At 52.0% G+C, this 24,638-nt stretch carries 19 protein-coding genes; 17 read left to right on the forward strand and 2 right to left on the reverse strand.

What is annotated here, in order from left to right; translation table 11 throughout:
- Positions 1 to 9 precede the first annotated feature (9 nt).
- Positions 10 to 2,097, forward strand: coding sequence for a fibronectin type III domain-containing protein (locus CYPRO_RS02375; protein WP_164682468.1), 2,088 nt, complete (start codon positions 10 to 12; stop codon positions 2,095 to 2,097).
- Positions 2,098 to 2,387: 290 nt separating this feature from the next.
- Here the strand turns inward: CYPRO_RS02375 and CYPRO_RS02380 are convergent, their stop codons facing one another.
- Together CYPRO_RS02380 and CYPRO_RS02385 are read right to left on the reverse strand one after the other, a co-directional pair.
- Complete coding sequence (locus CYPRO_RS02380) at positions 2,388 to 4,784, reverse strand: TIM-barrel domain-containing protein (protein ID WP_164682470.1); 2,397 nt, start codon at positions 4,782 to 4,784, stop codon at positions 2,388 to 2,390.
- Between the two features lie 194 nt (positions 4,785 to 4,978).
- Positions 4,979 to 5,620: a CatA-like O-acetyltransferase gene (locus CYPRO_RS02385; RefSeq protein ID WP_114983105.1), complete on the reverse strand. Its 642-nt coding sequence runs from the start codon at positions 5,618 to 5,620 to the stop codon at positions 4,979 to 4,981.
- Positions 5,621 to 6,235: 615 nt separating this feature from the next.
- On the opposite strand from CYPRO_RS02385, the gene CYPRO_RS16680 reads away from it, so the two are divergent.
- The 16 genes from CYPRO_RS16680 (at position 6,236) to CYPRO_RS02470 (ending at position 24,637) form a co-directional block, all read left to right on the forward strand.
- Positions 6,236 to 6,676: a hypothetical protein gene (locus CYPRO_RS16680; protein ID WP_205730342.1), complete on the forward strand. Its 441-nt coding sequence runs from the start codon at positions 6,236 to 6,238 to the stop codon at positions 6,674 to 6,676.
- Positions 6,677 to 6,881: 205 nt separating this feature from the next.
- Positions 6,882 to 8,219, forward strand: coding sequence for a type II secretion system F family protein (locus CYPRO_RS02395; RefSeq protein WP_114983106.1), 1,338 nt, complete (start codon positions 6,882 to 6,884; stop codon positions 8,217 to 8,219).
- 15 nt (positions 8,220 to 8,234) lie between these two features.
- A complete protein-coding gene (locus tag CYPRO_RS02400; RefSeq protein ID WP_114983107.1) occupies positions 8,235 to 10,019 on the forward strand; it encodes a GspE/PulE family protein in 1,785 nt (594 codons plus the stop codon).
- A gap of 25 nt (positions 10,020 to 10,044) precedes the next feature.
- On the forward strand, positions 10,045 to 10,533 hold the full coding sequence (locus CYPRO_RS02405) for a cyclic nucleotide-binding domain-containing protein (protein ID WP_114983108.1): 489 nt from the start codon (positions 10,045 to 10,047) through the stop codon (positions 10,531 to 10,533).
- 133 nt (positions 10,534 to 10,666) lie between these two features.
- On the forward strand, positions 10,667 to 11,080 hold the full coding sequence (locus CYPRO_RS02410; protein WP_114983109.1) for a hypothetical protein: 414 nt from the start codon (positions 10,667 to 10,669) through the stop codon (positions 11,078 to 11,080).
- Between the two features lie 2 nt (positions 11,081 to 11,082).
- Complete coding sequence (locus CYPRO_RS02415; RefSeq protein WP_114983110.1) at positions 11,083 to 11,580, forward strand: hypothetical protein; 498 nt, start codon at positions 11,083 to 11,085, stop codon at positions 11,578 to 11,580.
- A gap of 12 nt (positions 11,581 to 11,592) precedes the next feature.
- A complete protein-coding gene (locus tag CYPRO_RS02420; RefSeq protein ID WP_114983111.1) occupies positions 11,593 to 12,912 on the forward strand; it encodes a DUF7305 domain-containing protein in 1,320 nt (439 codons plus the stop codon).
- 91 nt (positions 12,913 to 13,003) lie between these two features.
- A complete protein-coding gene (locus tag CYPRO_RS02425) occupies positions 13,004 to 14,227 on the forward strand; it encodes a type IV pilus twitching motility protein PilT (RefSeq protein ID WP_114983112.1) in 1,224 nt (407 codons plus the stop codon).
- A complete protein-coding gene (locus CYPRO_RS02430; RefSeq protein ID WP_114983113.1) occupies positions 14,227 to 15,966 on the forward strand; it encodes a hypothetical protein in 1,740 nt (579 codons plus the stop codon). Before CYPRO_RS02425 ends, CYPRO_RS02430 begins: the two co-directional genes overlap by 1 nt.
- Positions 15,963 to 16,805 carry a hypothetical protein gene (locus tag CYPRO_RS02435; protein ID WP_114983114.1) on the forward strand — a complete coding sequence of 281 codons (843 nt, stop codon included), beginning with the start codon at positions 15,963 to 15,965 and terminating at the stop codon, positions 16,803 to 16,805. Before CYPRO_RS02430 ends, CYPRO_RS02435 begins: the two co-directional genes overlap by 4 nt.
- A gap of 23 nt (positions 16,806 to 16,828) precedes the next feature.
- Positions 16,829 to 18,049, forward strand: coding sequence for a type II secretion system protein GspD (locus CYPRO_RS02440; RefSeq protein ID WP_164682471.1), 1,221 nt, complete (start codon positions 16,829 to 16,831; stop codon positions 18,047 to 18,049).
- Between the two features lie 694 nt (positions 18,050 to 18,743).
- Complete coding sequence (acnA, locus tag CYPRO_RS02450) at positions 18,744 to 21,467, forward strand: aconitate hydratase AcnA (RefSeq protein ID WP_205730343.1); 2,724 nt, start codon at positions 18,744 to 18,746, stop codon at positions 21,465 to 21,467.
- A 309-nt stretch (positions 21,468 to 21,776) separates the two neighbouring features.
- Positions 21,777 to 22,148 (forward strand): hypothetical protein, encoded by a 372-nt coding sequence (locus CYPRO_RS02455; RefSeq protein WP_114983117.1) that lies wholly within the window; start codon positions 21,777 to 21,779, stop codon positions 22,146 to 22,148.
- A 249-nt stretch (positions 22,149 to 22,397) separates the two neighbouring features.
- Positions 22,398 to 22,625 carry a cbb3-type cytochrome oxidase assembly protein CcoS gene (gene ccoS, locus CYPRO_RS02460; RefSeq protein ID WP_114983118.1) on the forward strand — a complete coding sequence of 76 codons (228 nt, stop codon included), beginning with the start codon at positions 22,398 to 22,400 and terminating at the stop codon, positions 22,623 to 22,625.
- A 3-nt stretch (positions 22,626 to 22,628) separates the two neighbouring features.
- Positions 22,629 to 24,065, forward strand: a complete 1,437-nt coding sequence (locus CYPRO_RS02465) for a cbb3-type cytochrome c oxidase subunit I (protein WP_114983119.1) — start codon at positions 22,629 to 22,631, stop codon at positions 24,063 to 24,065.
- Positions 24,062 to 24,637 (forward strand): cbb3-type cytochrome c oxidase subunit II, encoded by a 576-nt coding sequence (locus CYPRO_RS02470; protein WP_114983120.1) that lies wholly within the window; start codon positions 24,062 to 24,064, stop codon positions 24,635 to 24,637. Before CYPRO_RS02465 ends, CYPRO_RS02470 begins: the two co-directional genes overlap by 4 nt.
- Position 24,638 lies beyond the last annotated feature (1 nt).

The following is a 24,638-nucleotide window of genomic DNA, read 5'->3' on the forward strand; positions in this document are numbered from 1 at the left end:
AATAAAATTATGTTTAAATCATCCTGTATTTTAGCAGCTTTACTGCTGCTTTCACCATTTCGCGAGAACGTTCAGGCGCAGCCTCAGCTTCAGTCACAACAGTCACAAACGGTTTTGTCTGAGCAGGCGGGGTCCTCCGCACTTGTCATTGCGCCCCATCAGGACGGGCGGATCTTTCTTTTTCACAATTATAATCTGCCGCTCGGGCATGGATTTAAAGTCTATCGGAATGCGGTAGGTGCGGGTTGGGAGCTTATCACGGATGAAGCTGTATATCCGGTACAAAACGGCGGTCAGCTTCGTATGCGGTTAAGAGAAAACTGGGAATCCATCTCCCGGGATACAGGTGTAGACGATGCGCAGGCTTTTTTTCTGATGATGCGGTCCGGCACAACAGACGCACTTGTCACGCTCCTTACGCTGCCGGAGCTGGCACAGGCAATGGGAGCCCTGTTTATTGATGAAAATGGCCCGTATGGGCAGCATACAGCCTATCGTATAGTAGTAGTGAATGATTTGGGCCTCCCGACCGGTAAAGTACTTGAAAGCGAAGCTTTGCTCGAAGCCAGTCTGCCCCTGCCGGTTTCAGGACTTAAGGCGGATAACGACGGCAGAACGGTTACCCTCAGTTGGGACTATCCCTCCCTGAATACACCCGGTACGGAGGAAGTTTTCCGTTTCAGACCCCGTTTCCGGCGTTCGGATGAAAGTCGTGTGCGTAATGTGCTGCCCGGTGTGTTGCTCAGAACTGACAGTAATACAAGCTTTCAGATTACCTTTGATGTTCCTGTTATGAACACAGCGTATGAGTTCTGGATTGAACCTCAGAATCTTGCCGGACAAACTTCAGAAGACCCGGGCCGCCTTACTTTTTTTGTGGCGGATAATGCGCCCCCGGCTGCGCTTACAGGTGTTTCCGGCAGTTTAATAAGTGAGGATACCATTGAGATAACATGGCCCGCAAGCACGGATATGAATGCAGCAGGCTATCATGTGTATCGGGGCTTTGCCGGTGAAGAAGAGATGATGCGCCTCACTGCTGAACCCGGAGAGCTGCTGATGTTAAGTCTGACAGATCAGGTACCCAGCCTGGGCCGGCAGTATCGCTACGCTGTGCGTGTACTGGGGCAAAACGGAATAGAGAGCAGCAACAGCAATATTGTAAATATTGCTGTCCCCGATCTTCGCAAGCCTGAGGCGGTAAGCCATTTGGATGCAATCTTTGACGCTGAAACTAAAACGGTTAAGCTGCAGTGGCAGCATGACCCGGATGCGGATAATTTTCGGGGCTATCGGGTGCTGCGCAGCCTCATCACCGGCGGTGAAGCGGCCGGCTATGCACAGCTCAGCAGCAGTGCCATAAACGGACAGCAGCTCAGCGACCGCGGACCTTCCGGACTTGGCTTTGAAGAAGGCCGCACATTTGTGTATGGTGTCGCTGTAATCAGCAATACCGGTCAGGTGAGCGATACCCTTTTTACGCGGCTTCAGATACCGGTTGTAACTCCGCCTGCACCGCCATCAGCAATACAGGCAGAGCTTAGGGGAGAAACCCGGGCATTCATCAGCTGGAGCAGTTCACCTTCTCTTGATGTTACCCATTACAGGCTCGAAAGCCATACCCCTGAAGCTTCAGATCAAGCCGAAACGCTTGCCACCCTGCCAGCCAATACCCGCAGCTTTACTGCCCGGGGACTCCGGTTGTCACAGCCTTACATATTTGCCGTAACCGCTATTGATTCGGCAGGAAACGAGTCTGATGTCTTGCAAAGCACCATACTTATTCCGCAGCGTACGACACCGCCGGCGCCCGTCTACAACTTGCAGGTGCGGGCCAGGCATGCCTCTGATACCGGTCCGGCCCGTGTGAGCCTTGCATGGCAGCATCGTGAAGCGCCTGAATCGGTCTCTTTGTTTCGGGTGTACAGAAGCAATCAGGCATCAGGACTTTTTGAAGCCATTGCTGAGCTTAGCAGTGAAATATCACGCTATGATGATCCGGATGGTCGCCCGGGATACTGGTATAAAGTTTATCCGGTTGGTGCCAACGGTCTGTCGGCAAGAGAGGCCCGCCCGGTTCAGGCCGTACTGCGATGAAGCAGTTTGCTGCACTTGGCTGTGGTTGGATGTCACTTTACTGCGTGTATATCCCGGTTTAACCTCGCCTTTTGCAGCACGGCATGCCCCAATCTGAACGGGATGGGCCGGCATAAGGCGTCTTTGATACAAGCGGCAGGAAATCCGCACCCTCCGCCAGCCAAATGACAGCAGGAAAGCTGATGAGGGCTGCTGCCCATCACCCTGTAAACTCCCACACTAAACAAAAGGCGAATCCCAACCATCTCAGGATTCGCCTTTTGTGTTTTTCGGGGGATGGGTTTCGGGGCCTACATCCGGATTTCGAGGGTGCGGGTTGTGCCGTTCAGGCCGAAGCGCGCTACGCTTACAGTGCGGGTTGTGGCGTCGAAGGTGAAGGGGACGGCGGCTCCGTCGAGGGTAATCGCTGCCGGGGCGGCGCTGAAGTTGCGGAGCTGCAGGCTGAGATCGCTGAAGCCTTCGAGTTCGCCGGCTTGCGCGCCGCGCTCGGTCTCAAAGGTGAGGTAAACCCGTCCCTGCTCCTGCGTACGGTGAACGTGCAGTTTTTCGTACATGCCGCGGTTGTGCGCATCGCGGGTGAGGCCGTCGTCGTGGTAAATCAGGGTGCGCCCGTTTTCAGCGGCCCCGCAGTGGAAGTAGTGCAGCGTGAGATGGCCGACGCTGTAGGTGTTCATGCTCTGCGCCAGGTCGGCCATGGCGATGACCGAGCCGCCGCGGGCAAATACGGGAATGCGGTCTTCCACGGTGGCAACCTGATGACTGCTGCCGCCTTCAGCTTTTTCACCCGTATGCAGCTCGTACCAGTTCGCGGTTGCGGGCGCGTGCAGCGTCACAAATTCGGCGCCTTCACGCAGTACCGGCGCGACCAGTAAATCCGGGCCAAACAGATAGCTGTTGGCGATGTGGAAGAGTTGAAAATTATCCGGCTCTTCAAAAAAGAGGGGGCGCATCAGCGGCATGCCGGTCGTGCTGTTTTCGAAGGCCATGGTGTAGATGTACGGCATCAGGCGGTAGCGCAGCCCGATGGCGGTACGGCTCAGGTTGATGGTGTCTTCATCCCAGAAAACCGGCTCGGAGGGCACATCATCCTGCGCGTGTGGTCGGTAGACGGGCTGGAAAACCCCGTACTGCATCCAACGGACATAAAGCTCGGGATCTTTGTTGGGCCAGGCAAATCCGCCGAGATCGGAGTGAATGTAGGCCAGCCCCTGCATGCCCATCTGAAGCGCAATCTCAGGCTGCGGTTTCAGTCCGCCCCAGTTCCGGCTCACGTCGCCGGTCCAGGGGATCATCCCGAAACGCTGCGAACCGGCGTAGCCTGCGCGCATCAGGTTGAAGGGCCGCATGTCAGGGAAGTCGCGCAGGTGCCCTTCGTGCACCATCTGACCCCAGCGGTGCCCGTAAATATTGTGTACTTCGCGGGCGCGGCCGATGTGGTGCATCACCCAGTCGGGGTGCACTTCGGGCTCACCCAGGTCGCCCCACCAGCCGTGTATGCCGTAGGTCTCCATCAGGTTGCGGTAAATGCCCCAGAACCAGTCAGCGGCCTCAGGCTTGGTGATGTTCACCAGGCTTGTGTTGCCGAAGAAGAAATCCCAGGTTGCCGGATTGCCGAGGGAGTCGGCGACCAGCACGTTCTCGCTTACGGCTTCGTCCCAGCGGCCGGAGGTCGAGAGGATGAACGGCTCGGTAATCAGCACGGTGCGGACATCCATCTCTTCCAGCTCCTGCACCATTGCGGCGGGATCGGGCCAGTTTTCGCGGTCCCAGTCCAGGGTGCCCATGTAGCCGAACATCTCCGGACCGAACCAGTAGAGGTCGATGATGACGGCATCAACCGGTACTTCTTTTTCGCGGAACAGACGGATGGTATCGAGCACTTCCTGCTGATTGCGGTAGCCGAAGCGGCTCGAGAAGTTACCCAGTGCCCAGCGCGGCGGCAGCGGCTGCAGGCCGGTGAGGCGGGTGTAGTTCTGCATGATGTCCGCCCAGGTTTCGCCGGCAACGACCTGATAGGTTTTGCGTCCGGAGAAAGCTTCGAAGCCAATGGTGTGATCGTTTTGGCTGTCGAGGTCGAGCCAGCCGGTTGTCGGATTGTCGAAGTGCAGCAGGTAGCGGTTGGAAGACATCACGACCGGCAAGGTGAAGTTGATGAGATCGGAGCGGGTTTCGTAGCCGTAGTGCGCGCGGTTGTACAGCTCGAGCCGGTGACCGCGGCGGTTCATGCCCAGCGCCCGCGAGCCGCCGCCCATCAGGGCTTCGTATTCGCTGATCAGGAAATCAACGCGGAAGCTTTCCTCGTTTTCCTCCAGCTGAAAACCGCCCTGCTCACGAAGCAGAGGCCTGCCCTGATAGTAAAAGCTGAAGCGACCACTGTCTTCGCGGAAAGTGACCGTGAGGCCGCTTGTGATAAACTGATGGAGGCCGTCGTCCGAAAGGCGGCGGACCGCAACGGCCTGCGGGCTCATAACGACGGCTTCAGAGTCGCGGTAGTCGGCGGCGCTGCGGCCTTCGGGGAAAAAGCTGACCTCCGCGATTTCGTCGCTGAAAAAGGTGAGCACGTGCGTACCGGCGTCGCTGCTCAGGGTGAAGGATTGTCCGGCGGTCTGCGCCGATGTCGTAGCCGAATCAAAGCTGCTGACGGGCCAGACCAGCAGCAGCGCCAGCATCAGGAGGGATGTTTTCATGCACAAAAGGAAGTTAAGCCGGTTTGCTGTCGCACATTCCGGCGGGGTGACAAATTGGTATTTTCGATTGAAAGCGCCCTTCAGGAAAGCCATTCAGAGCGGAATTTCAACGATGTAAGCGGTTACATTAATATACGCCTGCAGGAAACAGAAACCAAAAAGTCAGGCAGCAGCCGGTGTTGCAGAGAGCGGCTTCAGCCCCGGCAGCGGTCTTCGAGGCCGTTGAAGTAGCGGCACACGTGCAGACCGTCCATGAGGCCGTGATGGGCTTCTACAGAAACCGGCATCATCAGGCGGCCTTGCGAATCGGCTTCGTACTTCCCAAAGGCAATGCGCGGGATGCTGCCGATGCCGTCGGTTTCGTTGCGGGGATGGCGAAGCCCGGTAAACGAAAACCAGGGAATGATGGTGTGGAAAAGCAGGTCGAGCTCGAGGTCGCGGTCAGTGCTCGTACCCGGGGTAACCGTGCGGGATGCAGCGGTGCCTCGGGGATAGCGGGCGGCAAAATCGGGCAGACTCTCGCCTTTTTCAAAGCTGTAGTAGGTGAAGCGCAGGTTTTCGTTTTCATCAAGTTCGGTGCAGCCGCAGTGCAGAAAATCGTAGAGGCGCACTTCATCACCGGTAACCCGAAGCCGGAATTCGGGGATAGAGTTCGCGATCTGCACGGACAGATAAAGCAGGGCTGTGCTAAAAGGGATGCCGGCCGATTTGCAGGATTTGTAGAGTCCTGTGACTTCAATCCGGCCCGTGAGGTTGAAATCGGGTTGGCGGTAATTGTTATACAGCTCAAAAACCGGACGACGGGGCCAGGTGTTCAGGTCGATGCGTTCAAACATGGATGGGAAATTTGTTGGTCAGAAAAGGGAAATTGTCCCGGGCGTAACTTAAAACAAGATACAAATTCAGCGACCTGATAGCCGGTTTGATTGTATGGCAACCGCTGACTTCGCCAATCTCGTGTTAGTTTGGTGCCGCACCTGCAGAATTTAAGGTGATGGTAGCCGAAGTCGGAATCCCGTTGCTATCCCGAGGTTGTGTTTGCGTACAAATACTTAGATAAAAACGACTATTCGTTGTGGGGTGATGAGGGTTGTTAACTAACAACGAAATAAGGGTGAATATCTACGTACTTAACCTTACTATAGATGTGTTGGGTTTGGGAAATATTAAGGTTATCCGCATTGCAAAAGAAAAGGGAATGGATAACTTTAATTTATTTCATACGCATATAAAACATGTACTTATGATGTATTAAAAATAAATAGACCGGCAGCGCGCATTTCGCTTGCCACATATATTAAAAAATCTTAATCTATAAGTGAGCAAGGGGAGCTGCTCACCACACACCTACCCGCTTCCCCGTATGAAAAGGACTTAAAAATATGCCCGCGCAATAAGCCGCGGTTTGCGCGACCCAAAGCGAGGGTTAACACTTAACAGAGGACACGATCATGGGACAACAGCAATTATTACTCGTAATTTTGGTCACGATCATTGTAGGTATTGCAACGGTAGTTGCGATTAACATTTTCGGATCAAGCGCAGAACAAGCGAATCAGGATGCCGTTCGGCAGGATATGATAACAATGGCTGCTCAGGCCCAGGCTTGGTATGCAAGGCCAGCTATGCTTGGCGGTGGTGAAAGAGACTATCAGGGAGACGCTGCTGCAACTCCACAAATCCCAGGTGTTTCATTTGCTATAGTTGGATTTCCATGTGATGGAGATAATACAGGATGCATAAACCAAAATGGTGAATTTAGTATCACTGCTGTGACACCGGACGGGTTTACTCTCATTGGTAGACCCAACACCGGAGATGGTTCAGGATTTTCTTTAGCTGTTACAGGGTCGAGCACCAATTACACATGGGGTGCTGTAGGTGCTAATTAATACAAAAATATTTCAAGAACCCTTCAAAGGCCGGCCTAAAGGCCGGCCTTTTCGTTTCAGCGGAATTTCCCGCACCCGCAAGGCAACAAGTTAAGCAACACCGCATCAGGACTGCATTTTTCACCGGCATGCTACCGCATCCCACCTAACACCTCCATGCAGCGGTAAACCAGGAAAGCCGGTATAATCCGAGAGGCACCGCACGATGTCACAATTCCGATTCATAGGGCTCGCTCCCAACGGGCGAACAGTACAGGCCGAATTCGATGTGCCTTCCAAGCAGGAGGCGAAGAAGAAGGCTGAACTGATCGTGCGCAAGCGTGGCATTAAGCTGGAAAAGCTGCTCGAGAAAAAGACCTGGCTCTACAAAGGCCGCCGTGCCGGCGCTAACTGGGTTGAAGGCGAACAGGATGCCTTTGCCAAAGAGGATGTCGAAGCCGCCCTTCAGCGCCTCGGGTTTACCGATGTAAAGGTGAAGCCCAAAATGGTTCTATACAAACCCGGCGTGCCCACCGATGACGTCGTGACCTTCATCCGGCTTTCAGCTGACCTGCTCAAGCAAAAACTCGCCTTCGATGAAATCCTGACGCTCCTCATCGAAGATACCTCCAACCCCCGCATGCGCGAGGTCATCCGCCAGATTCAGAAAGACCTGCAGGATGGCAAGGAAGGCCGCGAAGTGTATCACAAACACGCAGATGTATTCGGCACTTTTGCAGCTTACATGCTTGGCGTTGCGACCACCTCCGGTAACATTGCCGAGATTTTTGAAAGCACGGCCAAATTCATGGAGCGCGATGCAACCTTCAAGAAGAATTTGCGCCGCTCCCTGCTGATGCCGGGGATCACAGTGCTTGCGGTGATTGGCGTAGTATTGTTTTATGTAGGCTACATCTTTCCGACAACGGCAGAGATGTTTTTGCGCTTCGATATTGAGCTGCCACCCATGACCGCCGCAACCCTGGAATTCAGCTATTGGATAACCTCATACTGGGTCTGGATTCTGCTCGCACACGTCGTTCCGATCGTTAGCCTGATTCTTGCGCTTCGTACCTACAAAGGCAAACTGCTCTTCGATAAATATGTGATAAAGGTGCCGCTCATTGGAGATCTCATTCACAAAACAAGCATCGAAATTTTTGCACGGGTCTTTTACACGCTGTACAGCGGTTCCGGCCAAAACATTGAAGTCATTCGTATCGCTTCTGAAGCCTGCCGCAACACGTACATGGAAAAGCAAATCAAGGAAGTAGCCATCCGAATGATGCTTGACGACGGCCGCGGCCTCATCGAATCCCTTGAAGCCACCGGCGTTTTCACACATACCGCATTAAGCCGGTTCAAGCTCGGGGTAGAGTCGGGTTCCCTCAAAGACAACGCCCTGCAGCTCGCCAACTATTACGAAACACAGACGAGCTACAAGATGAACTCTCTCATCGATACCATCAACCTGCTCATCAACCTGTTCATCATGATCGCACTCATTGGTATCACCATTGTTTCCTCTGAGTCAGCGGTCATCAAACCGAAATCACAATTCTAAACGGATCCATCCACCATGTTGGCCATTAGCAGCATAAAGCGAAAAATCGGGGACACCCTTCTTGAGGCAGGGGTCATTACCGAAGCTATGCTGTCAGAAGCTATGGACGTGATGGACCGCGAGCCTGAGCATCAGCGGCGCAGGCTGCCAACCATTCTGATTCAGGATTTCGGTGCGGATGAGCAGGCTGTCATGCGTCAGGTAGCCGTTTTATATGCTTTTAACGAGGTTGGCCTTGGAGATACCTACAAATCGCAGGAGCAGTTGCATCGCTGCCGTCATGCGGTTAACCTGCTTCCTGAAAGCTTTATTAGTGAGCTGATTGCTGCAAATGCGGTTCCCTGGTATGCGAGCGGTAACAAAATCCTGATTGCTACCTCTGACCCGCTGGAGCGTAAGCTCACCAACCTTACAGAGAAACTTCCTTTTCGGCATCACGAAATTGCCTACCTGCCATCCGATAAACTGAAGGTTGTTTCAGGACAGGTGTATGAGCTGAAAAATGAGTTTCTGGAGCTGCTGGAAGAATACAGCTCCGGTGTTGATTACCTCGATGAGGAAGAGGAACTGCTAACTGAAGAGCAGATTGATGCCGAAATCAACCAAAGCATGCTCAACTCCCTGGTTGAGGGGATGCTGGTTGAAGCCGTTCGCAAAGATGTAAGCGATATCCACGTCATTCCGGTTGATAAGTCCAATTCCAACATCTTCTTCCGGGTTGACGGTAAGCTTCAGCTGTGGATCAAGCAGAACAACATCCGACCTGAAGCTTTGTGCGCAGTCATCAAAGACAAAACCCAGAATGTGGACCGCTTCGAGCGCGATATGTCGCAGGACGGGTTTATTCAGCGGATGGTTGACGGGCATCAGATCCGCTACCGGGTTTCCATCATTCCGATGGTGGGGGCGGACTTCAACCGGAAGTTTGAAAGCATCGTCATCCGGATTCTGGACGACCGGAAAGTCATTACCGACCTTGAGAAACTCGGACTTCAGCCGAATGCCAAAAAGGTGTTTGTTAAAGCAATCAGCAAGCCATCGGGAATCGTCATCATCACTGGTCCGACAGGCAGCGGAAAAAGCACGACCCTCGTTGCGGCGCTGTATGCGGTAATCGACCCGAGCGTGAATGTGCTCACCGTCGAAGAGCCGGTAGAATATCTGATCAGGGGCGCACGTCAGCTCAAAATCAGCGACAAAATGAGTTTCGACCTGGCCATGCGCGGCATTCTGCGTCACGACCCTGACATCGTGCTTGTAGGGGAGATAAGGGATCTAAAAACAGCTGAGATCGCCATCAAACTGGCCAACACCGGTCACCTCACCTTTTCGACCCTGCACACCAACGATGCCCCGAGTGCAGTCTCGCGGCTGTACAAAATGGGGATTGAGCCCTTCCTGATTGCGACTTCCATCAACCTGGTGATGGCGCAGCGACTCATCCGAAAACTCTGTGAAGTATGTAAGCGCCCCGCTGATAAAGATGAACCTCTTCAGGAGGTTGCGAAAGTAGTAGGATTTAAGGAAGAAGAAATAGCAGCAACTACTTTCTATGAGCCGGTGGGCTGTTCACGCTGTAATAAGGGATATAAGGGGCGGATGGCAATTTATGAGGCCCTTTTTTTTGATAAGGAGATCAAAAAAATTATTTATGATTCGGGCAATAATATTGATGAGGATTTGATCCGCCAGACCGCGATCCGAAACGGGATGCTAACGCTGAGGGCCTCCGGCCGTCTCCGCATCGTGAACGGTCACACAAGCCTTGCTGAAATTCTGGCTGCAACGATAGATGATTAAACGCTGACATCAAAACGCATGCACTATGACCACGCTCCGGGAACAAAATAATACGACCATAGAAAATATTCAGGAAAACCCGCCTGCACTGTTTCGGAATATGCCGAAGAAAGACCTGGGAGATTTGCTGCAATCAGCTGTGCAGCGAAAGGTTGAAGCTTTCGAAGAGCTTCTGCCGGGTTTTCCCGATGGCAATGGTCATGGATTTCTGGTGCTTGAAGGCATAGTTGAAGCCCGGAAAAACGGAACCATTATAGAGCAGTTTTCGGCTGGTGATTTTATCGGGGAAGCTTTTCTGCATTCAAAAGCACAGCTCAGCTGCGACCTGACGGCCACAGTGCCTGCAGTTGTGCTCATTTTCAACAGAGGTGATGTGGTTCAGTTTTTCAGAACCCGACCAGAGAAACTACTCAAAATCTACACCATGAATGTGATTGAGGCGCAACACAAGCACATCATTGGGTTGTACAAAAGAATCGTATCCGGTGACACACAGTTGCAGGTAAGTTTGTGATCCGTTCAGCTCAAATAGAACCCTTCTTACGGAACAGGCCTGACGCAATAATTCAGGCATATCAGGAGATATTTTGCCTTTCCGGCCAACTTCCCGCAACAAATGGCGTACTACTCAATAAAGAGGTAAGGTCATGAATGCCAATCAGCTTTTACTCGCACTTGGTGCCCTTCTGCTGCTTATGATTGTAACGACTACCCTCAATCGTACCTACATTTTGGCACTGTCAGAAACGATTGAAAACCAGCTTCGTTTCGAGGCCGTCAATTATGCCCAATCATTAACAGAACTGGTATTTAGTGCTTCTGAAGAGTTTGATCAGCTTGATGCCTTATTGGGGGGCATGAACAACATCAACGATCCGCAAAAACGCTTTTCGAGAGTTACCCTTTTTGGAGATAGCCTTTTTGCCATCATCAGCCTTACCCCCGACACAACCCTGCCGCTCGGGATTACAGGCCGGATTGCCCACATCCAGGTTTTTTCAAGGCAAAACGAATTCTTTCAGGCGGAAGCAGAAACACGTGCAACTATTAACAGGAGATAATCATGCATGCACTCACACAAATCATAGTACCGCAAATCATCGTAGGGTTGCTCATTCTTCTGATTTTTAATGTGCAGCTCAAGATGATGGATTCCTCCGTAGAAAATCAGGTCATGGCAGACCTGCAGAACCGCGCCGATACGGGAGTGTTGCTGCTTCAGGAATACGCCCGGGATATCCGGCAGGTTGAGCTTGCTGCGGCTGATTCGCTCAGCTACCTCGACGCTCAGGGAAATAACGTTGTGATATTCCGCGACGCCCGCCTTATGAAAGTTCAGGTTACAGAAGCAGGGACCAACAGTATCAGCACCTATCAGTACAACCTGATGCTCTCTGCAATGGTTTTTGAAATGGTGTCTGTTTTGGGGCAGCCGCAGGCCATCCTGCGGGTACATATTAATACAGAAAGTACGCCTGAAATGGAGCCGGGAACCCGTACGCACCGGTACCGGGCTTTTGCAACACGTGATATTTTCCTGCGCAACGCCATTCTAAACTAAAAGGAGTCTGTTATGGGAAACTATGCGCTCATACTGGTAATGGCCCTTAGTTTCGCTATTGCCATTTATACGGTTAACATAAACCAGCAGGTGCTGATTAGTGAAAACCAGGTTACAGAATCGTTTAGCACAAGTCAGGCCAGAAACGTGGCTCAGAGTGCTGCGCAGATAGCCGTCGCGAAAATCCTGAATGGTGCTGATACACAGTTTAATCCGGCATCAGGCGATGTCATCCTGTTCCCGGTTGATGGTATCAGCTTTGAGCCCTGGCCCGAGCTTGGAGGATTCTACAGACTTCGAATTGAAAATCATGCGGACACCCTGCTGCAGTTGCAGGCCATAGGTGTGTTTGGGAACCAGCAATATCCGGTAAACGTCAGTTTTAGCCCATCAGCACAAAAAGCAAGTTTCCCCAATATTGATAAGGCTGTATTCTCAAGAAATTCCATCCGAATGGAGGGCAGCGCCCGCATTTTAGGGCCTGCCGGTACCAATACGATTTCCAACAGCGGTGTCTTCTTTGCATGGTCGCCGCGGGTTGAAGGTTCTCTCTCGATTGGGCCGGGTGGTTTACCTTCAAGCGTTGTGCATCAAACCAATAGCGGCGGCAATGTGGACGGGAATATTCTGGTGCTTCCGGAAGAGCGTGATTATCCGCTTCCCGTATTCCCTGATTTCCCCGTAGGAAACCCTACCGGTACGTCAGTTCACCTGACCGGTATCATGACACAGACCCTGTTGCCTTCTGACTATCATGGGTTATTCCTGAATCAGGTTAGCCTTGAAAATGACACCCATCTTTACATCCAAACCGGCGGTCAGCACCGGGAGCTTTTTGTCAACAACTTGACCATAAACCAGGGACATATCCATATTCTTGGCGGTGGTTCGCTTACGATTTACGTGCAAAACAGCTTTACGCTAACAGGAAGCAGTACCGTAAATAACAATGCTGCAAGCGATGTAATGATGTTTTACAGTGGTTCAGGAGAGGTGAATGTAGGGGGAAATACCCGCTTCAGAGGGCACCTTTTTGCTGAAACAGCCAATGTGCGTGTTGCCAATTCGGGCGGATTTACGGGCCACATAATTACGGGCGGGACCAGCGTGATAGTAAGCGGCGACGCCACAGCCATATCACGTGTACTTTACGCACCCAATGCACATGTTCGGTTTGAAGGCAGCGGAAGAGTACGGGGTGCAGTGGTTGCTAATACATTTTTTATGGGTGGCGACACCCGCGTTATTTATGACGAAGACTGGGAAATGGATCCCCCGGACCTTGACTTCGATATCACTGAGATGGCTTTTCAGGTAAGCCAATGGAATTAATTTTTTACTACTTAAAAGGCAGATGCAGGCTACGACTCATTAACACCTGATTTGAGGTGTTAAAAATGGATAGCCTGACAGGAGACTCACCATGGTACTACAAACACGACCCGCCCCGGTTTGGGAAAGCCTGAATATTCCTTTTCATGTGCCCATCGATAACAGGATTGAGCTCTATCAGGAGTTTCTCGGCAGGCAAAACGACTCCATCAGGCAACAGATGCGGACTTACATGGAAAGTCTGCTGCTTGCAATGCTTGATATTGAAGCGTCAGATATCGATATGGGGGGAAGCGGCTGTTCCGGGTATGTCTGGTACCGTATCCACGGTGACAAAAAGCCGGTGCGGGAGGAAACCTATGATCTGGCCGAAACAGATCTGTACCTGCTTAACCTGCTTACTGACCGGCAGATTGAAAAGCTGCTGCACGAGCACAGCATTGATTTCTCCTACTCCATTATTCTCGAAAACGGCAGGGAACAGCGGTTCCGGGCGACCATCTACAAAGACCTGAATCACATCGCCCTGAACATGCGAAAGATCAATGAAGAAATCCGGCCATTCAAATCTTTCGGTTTTCACCCTGAGGTTGCGCGGGCACTGAGCCTGAACTACATCAAATACGGCCTCACCCTGGTGACAGGAATTACCGGCTCGGGAAAATCATCCACCCTTGATGCCATCATTGATGCCAACAACCGAACCTGCGATGCCCACATTGTAATTATTGCTTCTCCGGTTGAATTGGTGCATAAATCCAAACGATGCATCGTGCGCCATCGCGAAGTGGGCCGGGATGTGCGGTCGTTCCGGCACGGAGCCGTGGAATCGCTGCGACAGGACCCGGATATCATCATGATCGGGGAGCTTCGCGATGAAGAAACCATCAAAACCGCGCTTGAAATAACCGATTCCGGGCACAAGATTTTTTCGACCCTGCACACCGCATCTGCCACGGAAAGCATCGACCGGATTATCGGGGAGGTAAATGTAAATCAGCAGGAGCGGGTGCGGAACCGGCTTGCGGATGTACTCACCTGCGTCATCAGTCAGAAACTCGTTCCTTCCACCGACGGAAAGCGGGTGCTTGCCAAAGAAGTACTGCTGGCAACACCTTCGGTTAAAGCCGCCATCAGAAACAACAATCTGGGGGAGATTTATCAGATGATAAATGAGGGCGGTGCCATTGGGATGGTTACGCTCGAACAGGATCTGAAACGGTTGTATCTGGAGCGTAAAATTACGCTTGAAAATGCCAAAGGCTATGCGAACAACAAAACCCGCATCCGCGAACTTCTTAACCTTGACGCCTAATGTTTAAGCCCAAAATTATTTACGGTCTCAAAGTGAATGATGAGCATTTGCAGGTTGTCCGGTTCGAAAAAAACGGCAAAGTGCTCAAAGCTGTGGCAATCAGGCAGGTCGATCTCAGCGGGCTATTGTCGGGACGGGAAAAAGAGCTTGAAGGCGGAAGTACGACCGAAGATGTTTTTGGATTTGAGGAGCAAGAGGAACAACTTGTTGGTGCCGCTGCTGCCGCTGCTTCTGCAAAGTCTAATGGGGACACCCTTGATACGCTGGAAGATTTGGGCTTTGACCTCGACGGAGATGAAGGGTCAGACAGCTGGACTGTAGGATCAGAAAACACTCAGGATGATGAAATGGTGACCGTGGTGAGTGCGCTCGACCGCGTGTTCATCGAGTTCAACGATAAAAAAATCAACCTTGCTTTTGTGATGCCTACCGGCAGCACATCCTGGTTTACCCTCAGCATTCCCCCTGATCTTAAATCGCAAAAGCAAAAGGCTGCCTACATTGAAGACCGCCTTTCCCGGGTTTATAACCAGCAGATGCCAGAACCTGATACCTACAAATGGGTACATACCACGGATAACAAGGTGCTCATCGGAAGCTGCCCTGACAGCATCCTGTTGCTGGAACTGCTTGAGCGGCTCAACTACACCCGTCAGCAGACTTATTTTTTGAGGGCCTGCCTGCCTGAAGAAGTCGCCCTCATGCAGTATGTTGAAGTGAAAAATAAAAAAGGAGAAGCGGAGGAACAGGAGGGCAGCAGTATACTCATTGATTTTGGGGTGTCATCAGCCCGAATCACCATTATCAAAAACGGGATTATTCAGTCTGCTATGCCCCTTATTCCGCGGGTGAATCAGGTTTCGGCTTATGCGAACAAGGTCTTCAGCCGGATGCTGATGGAGCTCGAGAAAGGGGATGTAAAGTTCATCAGTGAAATTATCATTAACGATGGTATTGGGGCTGAAGAACTGCTTATGGATATCTTTGAGTCCACATTTATGTCGCTCCCCTGCAAAATCCTAAAAGCGGATCAGCATGAGCGCATAGAAACGGCCCCTTCACTTAAGCAGCAGGTTCCTCCTGCGATTGCAGGAGCTGTACTCGCAGCCTGGGGTAAACCGAGCAATCTAACGCAGGGAATGAGCTTTATTCCCAGACACGTGCAAGACCGTCAGAAAATATTTAAGCTTCAATGGCACGGTGTGATGTTACTCATCTGTATTGCAGCCGTACCCATAGTAGTGAATAATTTGTACCACAGCACGCAGTTCCAGCTTAATGATGCGAGGCGGGAGGCCGAGTTGCTGCAAATGCAGCTCTTCGAGGCCCGTGGCATTGCTGATACCGTAAGGGAGTTTGACGGAAGAAATGCACAGCTTTTACGGCAGCTCGGAGAGATGGAAGAACTCGGTCAGGGCACCCGGATGTGGAGTACCACCCTTGAAATGCTGCATGCAGGCCTTCCTGAAATTCGGAGTACCTGGATCACCAGCATGCAATACAGCAACAATGTACTTATTCTGGAAGGCACAACCATGCTTCGTCAAAATATACCTCTTGTGGCTAATCTGTTTTATGAAGCCGGTGTTCAACAGGTATCAGCGGTAGAAATCAGAGATCGTCAGTTCTACAATTTCAGAATTATTGTGAATCGGATTACACGCGACCCCGCTGACTTCAACCCGGTTGTGCCACCGCCACCACCCCGTGAAAACACCCTTGCAGGAGGTCAGCAATGAGTTACAGTTTGCGGAATACCCTTCTGCTTGCAGCAACGCTTCTACTGATGATCTGCATCGGCAGTTTGTGGCTTTATTTTGGCAGCTATAAGGAGTTAGGCGAGATAGAAGAAAAAAATGAGGTCCAGCGGGCCGAGTTTTTAAGGCTGAATGCCATTGCTGTTCGGTTTACGGAAGTTTTTGAACAGAACGAGACCCTTACACACCGTATTGACCATTACCCCAAAACCCTGTTTCCCAGCCACAGACTCCCGCACCTGTACGATTACCTGCGCTTAGCTGACCGCGGGTCCGTGTTTATGAACTTCACATTTTCTGACAGCACTGCACAGGGTAATTACGGACGCATGCGGTTTAATGTGGACGGTGTCGCTGACTACCGGCAGCTGCGTGATTTTATCTATACCGTTGAGCATTCAAGCCCGACAGTACGCATCACTGACTTGCAACTGCGGCCTACCAGCAATCAGGATAACCTCCATGAAGTTGGCTTCCGGATGAACCTCGCTGCTTTCTACAACCGGGGCGGCAGGAACGTGATCCCGACCTACGCCGAGCAAATTCGGGGTGAACTCCCGCACAACCCCTTCTTCCCGCTCATTCACGGTGTAGCGCCCAATGCCAACAATCTGATCGAACCGGAGCGCTCCCGCCTGCAGGCCATCACCGATCAGGCCATCTTCCTGTACGATCAGGGAAATCAGCTCAGGCGGCTTCAGCTGCGTGAGCGGGTGCATCTGGGCTACCTGGAAAGCATTTCGGCAGAGCGAAGCGAAGCGACCTTCCTGCTAAACAAAGGCGGCATCATCGAACGCGTAACGTTGAGGATAAACCCATGAAAAACAAATTCAAATATCAAAAAATGTTCCGCCAGATCTTTTGTGTACGCGTGATGGTTTTGCTGCTTTTTAGCGCGCTCATGCTCATGCCCGCGGCATCTGTGCAGGCGCAGGAACGGCTACCCATCCGGGAGTTCACGCCGCACAATGCTGTGGTTGTACTTGACCGCAACCTGAGTTTCGACCATGCCGTGCGTATTCTGAGCGACTTTTCCACCAGACTCGATAACCGTGTTATTCTTAACATGAGCAGCTTCACCGGACCCATCGGACTGGGCATACCCGGTCTGCACTGGTTTGATACACTCGACCTAATTGCCAACTACAATCAGCTTGATGTCGTAACCCTGCCCGACCGGATTGAAGTCCGCGACCGGATAGTACCTGCGGCGCAGGCAGCCGCTGAGCGCGGAAGGGCACCCGCACGGCGTATTTATGCGGATACCCGTGAAATCGAAATTTCGGCAACCTTCTTCCAGGGCGACCGTCGTTTCCTCCGGGAAATCGGGGTGAACTGGTCGGCCATCCGGAACGGTATCGTGGAAGTTGCCAGCCTTGGCGCAAGCACGGTGAGCGAAGCGCAGTTTTCAGCCGGGGTGAACATCAGTGAGATGGTCGGAACCGGTCAATGGCAGGTTGATGCTCTCCTGAATACCCTCGAAGCCATCAACAAAGGTGAAATACTGTCCTCACCGACCATCAAAGTGATGGAGGGGGAAGTCGGACGCATTCAGGTCGGGCAGGATTTTTCCATCAAACAGCGGGACTTTGCCGGCAATATCATCGATCAGTTTTACAGCACCGGTACCATTCTCACCGTAACCCCCTGGCTGATCACAACCGATGATGTGCCTTTTATCTACATGGAAGTCATGGCCGAAAGAAGCTCGGCCCAGCCTGATGCCGTAAGTACTATTATCAACAAGCAGGAAGCAACCACCAAGGTATTGCTTGTTGACGGTGAAACAACCGCCATTGCCGGACTGTACGAAACCGAACAAAGTACTGTACGGCGTGGCGTACCGCTGCTCAAAGACCTGCCCCCGTGGTTTTTTGGCCTTCGCTACCTGTTCGGCTTTGAAACGGTGCAGCACACGCAGCGTGAACTCATTATTGTGATACAGGCAAAACTTGTCCCTGGTATCGAAGATCGGATACAACAAGAATCAATGAGCCGCATGGAGCTCATACGCCGCGAGTCTGAACAGCTCCGCCGGCAACATCAGCTGCCCTCAGATGAGTAAACAGAAAAGCCGGGTTTAGGTGGCCCGGTGCCGGACGCTTCTTTAAGGTTGTCCCGACAGAAGCACCGGACTGACCTCTCAGAACGGTACCCTTCACCCCGGAGCATACGCTTTCGGGGTGAAGTTTTTTTAACCCGTACCAACCCGGCTGTTATGGAAAATGTGGGTCAGTCGGAGCCACGCTGCCGTATCAATCAGGGGCTTTTTTATTTTTTGGGTAAAACTCCGAGAGCATCAATGGTTTCGTCGTAGCTTGTGAACTCCCAAACCTAAGATTGGTCCCTTGCTTTTGGTGTTTCGGGGCTACGTAAAACTTTGGTGCACCAAAAACCTGAGCACGAAGGCCGGGTTCACCTCTGATAGCCGGCTTGGGGCACTTTAGCATCACCCTATAAAAAACCGGACCAAAAGGCGCAGGTTATTTTGATTCAGGCTAAATAGGGCAGGCTTGAGCAAATTTTAGTCCATCAGCGAAAATTCGCTAATTGGTGTTGGGAATATCCGCCCATAAATCGTTATTTTAAGGATCTGTTATTGGCAACACAATTGATGGTGCTGTTAGCCGGATAAATTACCGGCAAAACCCGGAAAGGGGTTTTCTTACATACACAGTGCCATCTGCTTATGTTGATTTTCAGGAACTTCGTTCAAAAAAGTAATCACCGCAATCATTTCAATTCCGGGAAATAATATTATGAGCAATATGAAAAATTTTGCAGGCAGCCGCGCCACGCTAAAAACCAAAAGTGGTTCGGGTGTCATCTATCGGCTGGACGCGCTCGCTAAGGAAGGCATTGGAGACATCGACCGTCTTCCTTTTTCCATAAAAGTACTGCTTGAATCCGTACTTCGTGAATATGACGATTATGTAGTAAGAGAAAAAGATATTGAGCTGCTCGCAGGCTACAATGCAGCAAATCCGGCTCAGGAAGAAATCCCCTTTAAACCGGCCCGTGTAGTCCTGCAGGATTTCACCGGCGTACCTTCCGTAGTCGATCTCGCCGCCCTCCGCTCTGCGATGGCCCGCGCAGGTGGTGATCCTCAGAAAATCAATCCTGTGGTACCGGTCGATCTCGTGATTGATCACTCGGTTCAGGTTGACGCCTTTGGTCAGGACTTTGCTTTTATGTTCAACCGCGAGCTCGAGTTTGAGCGCAACCGTGAGCGCTACGAGTTTCTGCGCTGGGGTCAGAAGGCTTTCAAAAACTTCAGCGTTGTGCCGCCTGCCCGCGGTATCGTGCATCAGGTGAACCTCGAGTACCTCGCCAAGGCGGTTTGGAGCCGTCAGGAGAATGGCGAAACCATTTTCTACCCCGACTCACTTGTCGGAACCGACTCTCACACGACCATGATCAACGGCCTCGGTATCGTAGGTTGGGGTGTGGGCGGTATCGAAGCGGAAGCCGTAATGCTGGGTCAGCCGATTTACATGCTGATTCCCGAAGTGATCGGCTTCAAGATTACCGGTCAGATGCCGGAAGGCGTAACCGCAACGGACCTCACCCTTACCGTAACTCAAATGCTGCGCAAGAAAGGCGTAGTTGGTAAATTCGTTGAGTTCTACGGCGACGGCCTCTCAAGCATGAGCCTGCCCGACCGCGCAACCATTGCGAATATGGCGCCCGAATACGGCGCAACCATGGGCTTCTTCCCGATTGATAAGGAGTCGCTGCGCTACATGTCCCGCACCGGTCGTTCCGATGATTTGGTGGATACGGTAGAGCGCTACACCAAAGAACAGGGTCTGTTCCGCGAAGACGGCATGACCGATCCGCTCTTTACCGACAACCTGCACCTCGACCTTTCTACCGTAGAGTCCTCGCTTGCCGGACCGAAGCGCCCGCAGGATCGTGTGCCGCTTGATGAAATGAAGAAGTCATTCAACATCTCCCTCACAAGCAAAGAGCCGACGAGCGGTTTTGCCCTTGAGCAAGAGAAGCTTGCCGCCAAAGGCACCTTCAAAAACGGTACGACCGTAGATATGAAGCACGGGGATGTCGTTATTGCTGCCATCACCTCCTGTACCAATACATCCAACCCTTCGGTTATGCTGGGTGCCGGTATTCTGGCGAAAAAAGCGAACGAGCGCGGTCTCAAAGTGCCGCCTTTCGTGAAGACATCGCTTGCGCCGGGTTCCCGCGTTGTTACCGAATACCTCGAAGAAGCCGGGCTCACCCCTGAGCTCGACAAACTGGGCTTCCACCTCGTAGGCTACGGCTGTACGACCTGTATCGGAAACTCAGGTCCGCTGCCCGAGCCCGTTGAAGCCGCCATCAAAGAAGGCGATCTGATTGTTGCCGGCGTACTCTCCGGAAACCGGAACTTCGAAGGCCGTATCCATCCCAATGTGAAAGCCAACTATCTCGCTTCACCGCCGCTGGTTGTGGCCTATGCCCTCGCCGGTACGGTCGATATCGACCTGGTAACCGAGCCCATCGGTAAGGACAAAGACGGCAAGGATGTGTTCCTGAAGGAAATCTGGCCGACAACCGACGAGATTCTGGAGCATCTCGATAATGCGGTGCGTCCGGATCTGTTCCACAAAATGTACGATGGTATTGCTGATTCCAACGAAGAGTGGAACAACATCCCGATTACGGGTGGCGCACTGTTCGAGTGGAAGGAAGATTCAACCTACATTCAGGAACCGCCCTTCTTCGTGGATATGGGTGCGGAACTTGAGCCGATTCAGCCGATTAAAAATGCGCGCTGTCTCGTGAAGGTTGGCGATTCCATCACAACCGACCACATCTCGCCTGCAGGATCTATCAAAGCTGATACGCCGGCCGGATTCTACCTTGTTGGTAACGGGGTGGAAAGCAAAGACTTCAACTCCTACGGTTCCCGTCGCGGAAACGACCGCGTGATGACCCGCGGTACGTTTGCCAACGTGCGTCTGAAAAATCAGCTGGCCCCTGGCACAGAAGGCGGCTACACGACCTACTTCCCGACCGGTGAAGTGCGCTTCATTTATGACGCCTCTATGGATTATCAGAAAGAAGGCACTCCGCTTGTGGTACTGGCGGGTAAGGAATACGGAACCGGCTCATCGCGCGACTGGGCGGCCAAAGGCACCAACCTGCTTGGTGTGAAAGCCGTTATCGCAGAGTCTTTCGAGCGTATTCACCGCTCCAACCTCGTGGGCATGGGCGTACTGCCGCTTCAGTTCGAAGAAGGTCAGAATGCCGACACCCTGGGACTCGACGGTGATGAGTACTTTACCTTTGAAGTCGATGATAATGTGAAGCCGCGTCAGGAAGTTTGGGTTACCGCAAGCAAGAGCGAAAAGCCTGATTTCGACGGTAAAGTGTCACGCTTCAAAACCATTTGCCGCATTGATACACCGGTAGAAGTGGATTATTTCAAAAATGGTGGTATCTTGCAGACAGTCCTTCGCAAGTTCATGAGCGAAGACTAAGCACAACTCGTACTTCAATCGAAACACCTACTTGCACAGCAAAAGGCCGCCCTCGGGTGGCCTTTTCTGTTTTAAGTTTGAATATTCAGGACCTTCTGTCGTACGGATTTTTAGCTAAGGTCTTTTATTGCATACAGTTGAACGGGCACGGAAAAGACGGTGCCGAATCCTGCTTCATTGGACATTTACGACAGGCTTATTTAAATTATGATGTATCCTTTTTACTATTGAGACAAGTCTGTTTTGAAATTTCGCGCCCTTCTTTTTTTAGCCTGTTATCTGGTGCTGCTGGTTCAGCCGGTTTTGCCTATGGTGCAGTATCAGCTTGGCGCGGGTTGTGTTTCAGATTTATTCCACAACAAGTATGCGGTTACCCTGCCGTGTTTATGTGAAGCCGAAGCACAGCAAGCTTCGGAAGCGAACCCCGCATCGGTTGTATCAATGCTTTCCGCACTGATCGCAACAGTGGATGGGGCAGCTGAACATACAACACTTCCTCATGAAAAACCGCAAATGCCGGATCTCCTGAACCTGGATAATCACGCGGTATTTATCCCGCTGGTGTTTATTCCGGTTGTGATCCGTGCTGAATCAGAACGTTTGCTTACCACTATCCTTCAGTGTGATTGTATTCAGGTGCCCTACAGCCCGCCTTTGGCACCTCCGCAGTTTCTGGCATAAGTAAGTTTACTACATCGGGTATGCAGGCCTGTTCCGGGGCATGTGCATGGGCTATCGCTCCAGCTTAGAAACCGGAACCTGTGTGCTGTATCAAGCGCTCATCAGGCCCCCTTTACAGATACCCGATAATCAGAACGCGTGTCTGGCTTGAACCGGTAACCCTCAGACCCCATGCACGCACTGCCCGCCAGACGCCCGGAATGTCCGGGGAAACGGTACGTAAAATTTTGAACCCCATATAAAGGGTATATGCTACTTGAACAATCCATATCTGTACACGGCGGTATCTGGATACTGCTGCTGTTCTCGCTGCTGATAATTCTCAGCGGAATCGCACTCTTCAGCTGGGCCTGGATGTCAGGTCAGTTTGATGACATCAACAAAGGTGCGCAGCTGCCTTTCAATGAAGAAGAACCCGCCGGTGAACCTACAGATCAGCTTTTTAAACCTGATGAAGAAACGCCATCAAGCAAATAATTTATGAGTACAACCCACTTTTCTGAAATTGACTCGAGTGAACAGTCAATTCGTTTTTTAGACGAGAAGGCCCGAAATGTAGTCCTTTTCCTGATTGTATCAGGGGTATTTTGGCTGCTGTTCGGCTCCGTTCTTGCCCTGATCGCCTCCGTTAAAATGCACGCCCCGGATTGGCTGGGTCAGTGGTCGTTTCTGACCTTTGGCCGGGTACGTCCGCTTCACCTTAACACCATGGTGTATGGCTGGGCTTCCATGACCGGTGCCGGCGTAGCCTTGTGGCTGCTGAGCCGCATGCTGCGAATCGCCATCCCCATGCGGCCCTACATAGTCGGCGTTACCGCCATCTGGAATCTTGCGCTGCTTGTGGGTAGCGTGCAGATTCTGGCCGGTTTCAGCCGCGGTATCGAATGGCTGGAGTTTCCCGTGAGCACCATGATCGTGATTGTCTGGTGTATCCTCGTGATAGGTATCGCGGCCATGCTGATGTTGTTCAACCGGAACGTGAACACCCTTTATGTCTCGGTTTGGTATCTGATTGCCGCCTTCCTCTGGCTGCCGCTGCTGGGAGCGGTTTCTTCCCTGCCCATTTTCAACACCCCGACCGTGCAGGCGGGTATGAACTGGTGGTTCGCACATAATGCGCTGGGCCTGTGGTTTACACCCATCGGACTTGCCGCCGCCTACTATTTCATCCCGAAAGTAATCGGCCGCCCCATTTACAGCTACGGACTCTCCCTGCTTGGTTTCTGGGGCCTGGCCCTGTTCTACAACTGGAATGGCTTTCATCACCTTATCGGATCGCCCCTGCCTACCTGGTTTATCACCATTTCCATTGCAGCAAGCGTGATGATGATCATCCCGGTTGTGGTAGTAGCGGTGAACCATCACATGACCATCGTAGGCTCATTTAGCGCCGTGAAATACTCGCCAACACTTCGCTTTGTGGTGTTTGCGGCTATGAGCTACACTTTTGTGAGTCTGCAGGGCAGCATACAGGCACTACGGTCTGTGAATGAAGTGATTCACTTTACACACTTTGTGGTGGCGCATGCACACATCGGCATGTACGCTTTTGTAACCATGATGCTGTTCGGCTCCTGCTATTACATTCTGCCGCGGCTCACCAACTGGGAGTGGCAGTCATCCAAACTCATCAAACTGCATTTCTGGCTCACAGCCGGGGGAATAATACTCTACACCTTCCCGCTGCAGGTGGGCGGCGTATTGCAGGGACTGGCCATGAACAACCCGGATATATCCTTTTCCGATACCGTGACGATGACCCTTCCCTATCTCATTACCCGCTCTGTTGCCGGCGTCATGCTAACTGCGGGCCATCTGATATTCGCGTATTTGGTTGTCCGGATTGTGGCGAAAGTCGGCCTGAAACCGGATGTACCCAAAAGCTGGAACCCTAACCTGAAGGAGGCACGCTCATGATACGCAACTGGATTCTTCTCTTCGGCATCGTAGCCATGTTTTCAGCTGCGATGGTCGGTCTCACCATACTTCCCAAACTCGTTATTGACCCCCGCGTTGAGGAAGTAGATTTCGGAAATACCTTCGAAATCGTACAGGGTCACGCAATTTATGTGCGGGAAGGCTGTATTTACTGCCACAGTATGCAGGTACGGCCCGAAGGCTTCGGGGCCGACGCCCAACGCGGGTGGGGCAGAGCTTCAGAGGTTGAGGATTACCGCAACCTTACGCCACACCTGCTTGGTACCATGCGAACGGGACCGGACCTGTCGAATATCGGTGCGCGTCAACCCAGCGAAGACTGGCACCTGACCCACCTGTATCAGCCGCGATCGGTATTACAGGGCTCCATCATGCCGCCTTTCCCGTGGCTGTTTGAGGTGGTTAATGAAGACGCCCGGCCCGGTCGGCAGGGTATAAATTTGCCGTCGCAATATCAGATTCCGGGTAAAAAAGTAATCCCCACCGATGAAGCACGCTATCTCGTTGCTTTTCTTCTTTCTTTGAACCAGGAAACCCCGGGAGTGGACTAAA

This window comes from Cyclonatronum proteinivorum, assembly GCF_003353065.1.
GTDB classification, from domain to species: domain Bacteria; phylum Bacteroidota; class Rhodothermia; order Balneolales; family Cyclonatronaceae; genus Cyclonatronum; species Cyclonatronum proteinivorum.

Excerpts from the sequence above, each read along its gene's own strand:
- CYPRO_RS02375 (WP_164682468.1), top strand. The coding sequence starts at position 10 with ATGTTTAAATCATCCTGTATTTTAGCAGCTTTACTGCTGCTTTCACCA.
- CYPRO_RS02380 (WP_164682470.1), bottom strand. The coding sequence starts at position 4,784 with ATGAAAACATCCCTCCTGATGCTGGCGCTGCTGCTGGTCTGGCCCGTC.
- CYPRO_RS02385 (WP_114983105.1), bottom strand. The coding sequence starts at position 5,620 with ATGTTTGAACGCATCGACCTGAACACCTGGCCCCGTCGTCCGGTTTTT.
- CYPRO_RS16680 (WP_205730342.1), top strand. The coding sequence starts at position 6,236 with ATGGGACAACAGCAATTATTACTCGTAATTTTGGTCACGATCATTGTA.
- CYPRO_RS02395 (WP_114983106.1), top strand. The coding sequence starts at position 6,882 with ATGTCACAATTCCGATTCATAGGGCTCGCTCCCAACGGGCGAACAGTA.
- CYPRO_RS02400 (WP_114983107.1), top strand. The coding sequence starts at position 8,235 with ATGTTGGCCATTAGCAGCATAAAGCGAAAAATCGGGGACACCCTTCTT.
- CYPRO_RS02405 (WP_114983108.1), top strand. The coding sequence starts at position 10,045 with ATGACCACGCTCCGGGAACAAAATAATACGACCATAGAAAATATTCAG.
- CYPRO_RS02410 (WP_114983109.1), top strand. The coding sequence starts at position 10,667 with ATGAATGCCAATCAGCTTTTACTCGCACTTGGTGCCCTTCTGCTGCTT.
- CYPRO_RS02415 (WP_114983110.1), top strand. The coding sequence starts at position 11,083 with ATGCATGCACTCACACAAATCATAGTACCGCAAATCATCGTAGGGTTG.
- CYPRO_RS02420 (WP_114983111.1), top strand. The coding sequence starts at position 11,593 with ATGGGAAACTATGCGCTCATACTGGTAATGGCCCTTAGTTTCGCTATT.
- CYPRO_RS02425 (WP_114983112.1), top strand. The coding sequence starts at position 13,004 with ATGGTACTACAAACACGACCCGCCCCGGTTTGGGAAAGCCTGAATATT.
- CYPRO_RS02430 (WP_114983113.1), top strand. The coding sequence starts at position 14,227 with ATGTTTAAGCCCAAAATTATTTACGGTCTCAAAGTGAATGATGAGCAT.
- CYPRO_RS02435 (WP_114983114.1), top strand. The coding sequence starts at position 15,963 with ATGAGTTACAGTTTGCGGAATACCCTTCTGCTTGCAGCAACGCTTCTA.
- CYPRO_RS02440 (WP_164682471.1), top strand. The coding sequence starts at position 16,829 with ATGTTCCGCCAGATCTTTTGTGTACGCGTGATGGTTTTGCTGCTTTTT.
- acnA (WP_205730343.1), top strand. The coding sequence starts at position 18,744 with ATGAGCAATATGAAAAATTTTGCAGGCAGCCGCGCCACGCTAAAAACC.
- CYPRO_RS02455 (WP_114983117.1), top strand. The coding sequence starts at position 21,777 with ATGGTGCAGTATCAGCTTGGCGCGGGTTGTGTTTCAGATTTATTCCAC.
- ccoS (WP_114983118.1), top strand. The coding sequence starts at position 22,398 with ATGCTACTTGAACAATCCATATCTGTACACGGCGGTATCTGGATACTG.
- CYPRO_RS02465 (WP_114983119.1), top strand. The coding sequence starts at position 22,629 with ATGAGTACAACCCACTTTTCTGAAATTGACTCGAGTGAACAGTCAATT.
- CYPRO_RS02470 (WP_114983120.1), top strand. The coding sequence starts at position 24,062 with ATGATACGCAACTGGATTCTTCTCTTCGGCATCGTAGCCATGTTTTCA.